4 protein-coding genes and 2 tRNA genes are annotated in these 5,758 nt (G+C 59.8%); 5 read left to right on the plus strand and 1 reads right to left on the minus strand.

Annotated elements, in window-relative coordinates; all coding sequences use genetic code 11:
• Positions 1 to 233: 233 nt before the first annotated feature.
• Positions 234 to 1,133: a 23S rRNA (guanosine(2251)-2'-O)-methyltransferase RlmB gene (rlmB, locus tag ABAC402_RS38810; RefSeq protein WP_031236131.1), complete on the minus strand. Its 900-nt coding sequence runs from the start codon at positions 1,131 to 1,133 to the stop codon at positions 234 to 236.
• Positions 1,134 to 1,293: 160 nt separating this feature from the next.
• On the opposite strand from rlmB, the gene ABAC402_RS38815 reads away from it, so the two are divergent.
• The 5 genes from ABAC402_RS38815 to ABAC402_RS0121055 all read left to right on the plus strand — a co-directional run.
• Positions 1,294 to 1,377: transfer RNA gene (locus tag ABAC402_RS38815), tRNA-Tyr, on the plus strand.
• Positions 1,378 to 1,417: 40 nt separating this feature from the next.
• Positions 1,418 to 1,491 (plus strand) — tRNA-Gly (locus ABAC402_RS38820).
• A gap of 278 nt (positions 1,492 to 1,769) precedes the next feature.
• Positions 1,770 to 4,184, plus strand: coding sequence for a sensor histidine kinase (locus ABAC402_RS38825; protein ID WP_023451353.1), 2,415 nt, complete (start codon positions 1,770 to 1,772; stop codon positions 4,182 to 4,184).
• Positions 4,174 to 4,824, plus strand: a complete 651-nt coding sequence (locus ABAC402_RS38830) for a response regulator transcription factor (RefSeq protein ID WP_023451354.1) — start codon at positions 4,174 to 4,176, stop codon at positions 4,822 to 4,824. The genes ABAC402_RS38825 and ABAC402_RS38830 overlap by 11 nt, the downstream gene beginning before the upstream one ends.
• A 333-nt stretch (positions 4,825 to 5,157) precedes the next feature.
• Positions 5,158 to 5,758 (plus strand): cadherin-like domain-containing protein (locus ABAC402_RS0121055; protein WP_031236133.1); only part of this gene is annotated, 601 nt, incomplete at its 3' end.

Consider the following 5,758-nt stretch of genomic DNA (forward strand, 5'->3'; position numbering starts at 1 on the left):
GCGGCTTGCCAAGACAATGAGGCTCGATCTTCAGCCATTGCTCATCTGTGATACTCAAACGATCCATAAGCGCTCCTTTGGGAGCTTGAATCATTTTCTAGACGATTTGGGAATCCTGAATCTCAACAGACCCTAGGCGCCCCCCATGGCGCCTCGCAAAAGCTCGGGCGCCCCAGAACGTTCTTTGGCGCGCTTGCCAACCCACGATGAGTCAAGATTTTCGCGGGTTGGCATTAGTCGACGGGGGGCCGGGCGAGCGCTTCGTAAAGCGAAATCGACGCGGCGTGGCTGACGTTCAGGCTTTCGAACCCACCCGGCATGGGGATCCGCGCCAGGTGGTCGCAATGTTCGGCGACCAGCCGGCGCAGGCCTTCGCCTTCTGACCCCAAAACCAGGACCAGTTTTTTCAGCGTCCGGCCCCAGCCCTGTCGTTCGAGCAATTCGTGCAGGCTGAATTCGCCCTCGCCGGCCAGGCCAATACTGACATAGCCGTTCTCACTCAACAGTTCCAGAGACCGGGAAAGATTGGTAACGCGGGCAAAGGGCACCCGGTCGGCAGCGCCGGCGGCGGTCTTGGCGAGGACGCCTTGCAGCGGCGGCGAGTGCCGATCCTGCATGATCAGGCCCTGGACTCCGAAAGCGGCCGCTGAGCGGAAGATAGCGCCGATGTTCTGCGGATCGGTGACCTGGTCCAGCATCAGGATGACGCCATCGCCGCTTTCCAAAAGCGATTCGAGCGTTTCCCCCTCCAGAACCGGGCCGTGCAGGGCGATTCCCTGGTGGACAGCGCCCTGGGGCAACATGCGGGCAATGTCAGGCATCAGCAGGGTCGAAACCTTAAGGCCGGAGCGGTTCAACAGGGCCGGCGCGAGGGTTCTGGCCCGCTCTTCACTCAAATACAGCTTCAATGGCCCGGGACGGTTCACATTTTTCAGCGCGGCTTCGACGGCGTGGACGCCCCACAACCAGCCATCGTCGTTCGCCTTAGATTTTTGAAAAGTCTGGGGTTTTGGGGATTTTTCCGCTTGCCTGGGGCGTTGCGGTTCTGGCGGGCGCGGGCGCCCAGAGAACTTTTCTGGCCGGTTTTTGTCTTTCGGACGTTTCGGGTCGTTGCGTTCGCGATTTGATGACACTATAAGACGCGCTCCGATTTGAGGCCTTGGTGACGATGGCTTTTAATTCCGGCCCGGTCTTTACGTCCGAAAGCCTGTGAATCAAAAAGTTTTTTTCATTTTTGGACTTGAGCTTTTACAAAGGTTCGAGTTTAAGGCGTCCGGTTCTTTGTGAGTGTATGGGGGAATGTCCCGAGCGGCAAAGGGGGGGGACTGTAAATCCCCTGCGTAAGCTTCGCAGGTTCGAGTCCTGCTTCCCCCACCATCACTCACAGAACATCCGGTCTCACGCTTCAAATCGCTATGCGGGTATAGCACAATGGTAGTGCAGCAGCCTTCCAAGCTGAGGATGTCGGTTCGATCCCGTCTACCCGCTCCAATCCATAGCGCCCCATAGTGACCGCAACGCCACGAACCGCCGGTCAACAATACGCTGACTGTGTCATCGCAGCTCATTTGGGCGATGAACGGGTGTTACAGCTCTTGCCAAGATCCTGCTGAATGTCGAACGGCGCGTCTGTCTGGGCATAGGACTCACATAAGCTGTCCCAATAAATCTGCGATTGGCATCAGGTAAATGCTCGCACGGCTTGATATTGGCCTGCACAATGTTATCCAGTGGCTGGCGAAGGCGTGGTCGTTTCGCGAAGGGGCAGCATGTTGTGGATCATGTGGAACCCGGCCGCGGTCAGTTACCTGGCCCAGTTGGCCTTGAGCCTGGCTATATCCCTGTATTTTTTGCGACGCGTCGTATTGGCCAAACGCCAGGGGAAGGACTGGACGACTCTGGCATGGCTGTGCGTGACCGTGGCTGCCGTTGTACCCGTTATCACGCTGAACCTTCTGAGGTCGGCGCTGTTGCCTTCACTGATGGCCTATGCCCTCCCGTGGATAAGTCCTTTCTGGGCGATCTCCATCTGTGCCTTCATACAGTTTGCTTACCACTTTCCGCAGCGCTTAAAGACGAGGCCATGGGAAGCCCTTTGTGCACAGTTCCTCTCCCTCGCTTTTTTCGGTGTTGAATGCGTGGTCGCCGTGTGGCGCTTCGTTGCCACGCTGCAAGGCGACGTCTGGTTTAGACCTGGTTACATGGACTATCCTGTCGTCGCCGGCGTAGCCTGGGGTCTGCTGGTGATGGGGCGGCAACTTTTTCGTGCTTCGGAGACGGAAGCGTCTGATGCGACGTTGATGTACCGTGTCAGGCTGATGCTTTGGCAGGCCCGAGGCCGCGATGCCTGGGCCGCCCGCGCCTATGTGATGTTCACGCTCCTGCCGCTGGTCCAGGTGCTGCTCTACTTCCTGCGCGCCCATTCGATCATCAGCATCGCGTTCACCGAGATTGCCGTCACATGGTTCATGCTCGCCATGTTGTCAGGTTACGCGCTGGTGTTTCTTAACTACATGCCCGAACAGAGTTCGTTTCAGGTGAAGACCGCCGGTGGAACCATGACCATCGTTCTGGCCGTGATCGTCGCCCTGTCCTGGATGATGGCACCAGCCTATACCGCTGCCTATCGCAGCGACGATCGTATCCGTTCACATCAAACCTACCGATTTCTTCCGGACAGGCAGGGGGGATACCGGGCTTCCGCGATCGCGTACCAATACCACACGGTCGGCGGTGCTGATGTCGATATGACGACCGGGCGGATTGACCTGCCGTTTGAATTTCCCTTTTATGGCAAGAGCTATCGCGCGGTTTTTGTCCGTGAAGACGGCATGGCGGGCTTCGACCGCGTCACCACCTGGGCCGAGGCGCAGTTTCGCTATGGCCGCCAGCCAGGCATCTATCCCCTCGCGGTGGAACTGGGCGGTTACAGGTTTGACGCGCCGTGCGACGATTGCAGCCTTAAAGCCCTGACCGAAGGCGATAAGGTCGTTGTGACGTGGGACCGGCTGACGGAAACCATGAACCCGGTCAACCGCTACAGCTTTCAGGTGACGCTGTATCGTAACGGCGTCATCGACCTGTCCTACGCCGAGGTCCCGCAAAACCTGCGCTACGATCTGGTCCTGACCAACCTGACCGCCTGGATGGTGGGGATCACGCCGGGGGGCGGACGGGTGAGGGTGGTTTCGCTGGGCGACCTGCCTGTTGAGGGATCGCCCGGGACCGGCCTCATGGCCGACCATTATCTTGACTTCCTGCGCTATGTCGACCGGGCCTATGCACCGGTCGCAGGGTTCCTGGTGGTCGCCGTCCTGCTCACGCTCATACTCCTGCCGGCCTTTCTGCGCGGTAATCTCGTCCGGCCGCTGGATTATCTTCTGACCGGCGTGGAAGACTTCCGTCGGGGAGATTTGGGGGCGCGCGTGCCCGTAACCTTTCACGATGAAATCGGTTTTTTGACGACCTCGTTCAACGAGATGGCTGACGCCCAACAGACCCTCGTCGATACGCTGGAGCAACGGGTTGCGGCAAGGACCGAACAGATTGCCGACATGACAGCCCGAAATGCACGGTTGGAGGAGCGCTTTCGCCTGTCGGGTGACCTTCACGATACGGTCAGCCAGACCCTGTTTTCCGCTGCCATGCTGGCCGACAGCCTGCCCGAACAGCTACGCCGGGATCCGGCAAAGGGGGAGCAGGCCCTGTCGCGGCTGGGCGGGCTTAGCCGGCATGCCCTGATCGAAATGCGGCAGCTTCTGACGGACCTGCGTGCCGCCGAACCGGAGGAACGACCGCTGGGCCCGTCTCTTGAGCTTTTGGCGCGCGACTTTAAAGACGATCACACGGTCGCTTTCGAGTTCGATATCGTAGGCGACGCCGCCCTTCCGGCTGAGGTTCACGCGATCTTTCATCGCTTCGCCCAGGAGGCGCTCAACAACATCGCCAAACATGCGGGCGCGAGTTCAGTGACGATCGCCTTTGAAGGCCTGGGCACGCAGGCCCTTTTGACGGTCGCCGACAACGGATGCGGCTTCGCCCCGGAGACCGTCGGCCCGGCGCATTTGGGACTGCAGATCATGCGAGAGCGCGCCAACAAGATTGGCGCCCAACTTGACATCGTCTCTGCGCCCGGCCAAGGCACGACACTCACCCTGATCTGGTTGCCCAAAGATGAGCCATGACCCCATTCGAATCCTGATTGTCGACGACCACATGGTGGTCCGCGCAGGCCTGGTCCAGGTCATCGGCACCAAGCCGGGGATGCAAATCGTCGGCGAAGCGGCCAATGGTGAAGACGCGATCTTCCTATGCCAGAAGCTGCGGCCGGATATTGTCGTCATGGACATCCGGATGCGCGGCATGGGCGGCGTCGCGGCAATCGAAACCCTTTGTAAACTCTATCCCGAGACACGTGTCGTCGCCCTGAGCACGTTCGACGATCCCGTCACCGTCGAGCGCGTCATGGCGGCCGGCGGCCGCGGCTTCCTGGCCAAGACGCTCTCAGCGGCCGAGCTTGTCGACGCGGTTATGCGCATCCACAGGGGCGAGATTGCGATCAAGGTTGACGGCGACGGCGCGCCGCCCGAACCGGAGGCAGCCGGAAACCTTGAAGACCACGGCCTGGGCAGCCAGCAGAGGCGCGTCCTCGCCCTCCTGACCAAGGGCTATACCAATGCCGATATTGCCGCTTACATGAACCTTTCGGTGCCAACAGCGCGGTATCATGTTGGCGCTGTCCTGATGAAGCTGGGCGTCGCCAACCGGGCCGAAGCCGCTGCCATGGCGGTGCGAAATCGCCTGATAGGCGACTCCGACTTCTGAAATTGTCCTTTTTGGTGCATTGACTGTACGAATGTACAGGTCTGCCTGTCCGTCCGGTCAGTTCCGCAAAAATTTCAGCAGGTTACCCTGACTCTCGTGACGTGTTTCCACCAAAATCGGAGACATCTCTGCGGGTACTGGCTTGCCTTTTTGCGGGATTTGGTTAAGTCTCCGAGTATTAACAATTTTTTAACCCTCCGCGGAGGGCGGTGAAGGTTGGAGCTAGGTTTTGGTCCTCACTAGAGGTGTCGCGCAATGCGTTATGCGCTTCATGCTCCAAGGTGCGCCTTCACTTGCGATTCCGGCTCTCGTCGACGATGACGGAGTCCCACGATGAAGAAAACGCTTTTCGGTTTCGACGCTGACGGTCTGGACGCAATGCCGCAGACGCGCTCCGTTCTGAACACTGTGACGGCGCCGTCGATAGCGGCGCCACAGCTCTTGTCTTCCTCCGTTAAGGGGTCGATTATCAGCGCGCCGGCGGGCACGCCCAGCGCAACGGTAGCGGACGGCAGCGAGGATACGGCCCAGGTCATCCTCGAAACCCTCCTGTTGGAAGGGCTGACCGGCGGCGATGGCCAGACCCTGGCCGTATCCTCCATCTCGGTGGATCTAGGTACCCTGACGGCCACGGCTGGCGGCTGGACCTTTACGCCGGCGGCCAATTACTACGGCGTGGTGACACTGACCTATTCCGTCACCGATGGCACCGACATCTTGTCGGGACTGACCCGCAGCTTCAACCTGGCCGCCGTCAACGATGCGCCCGTGGCCCCTTCGGCGGCATTTACCGTTGCTGAAGATGGCACGTTGGAAGGCGCCGTGTTGGCAAGTGATGGTGACGGCGACAGCCTGAGCTACATCCTGGGGACCGGTCCGGAACATGGCACGCTGGGCTTCAACGCCGACGGCACCTTCACCTACACACCGGACG

Origin of the sequence: Asticcacaulis sp. AC402 (genome assembly GCF_000495835.1) — a bacterium.
Taxonomy (GTDB): domain Bacteria; phylum Pseudomonadota; class Alphaproteobacteria; order Caulobacterales; family Caulobacteraceae; genus Asticcacaulis.

Bases quoted from the DNA above. Each gene is read 5' to 3' on its own strand.
- ABAC402_RS38825 (WP_023451353.1), top strand. From the start codon at position 1,770: ATGTTGTGGATCATGTGGAACCCGGCCGCGGTCAGTTACCTGGCCCAG.
- ABAC402_RS38830 (WP_023451354.1), top strand. From the start codon at position 4,174: ATGAGCCATGACCCCATTCGAATCCTGATTGTCGACGACCACATGGTG.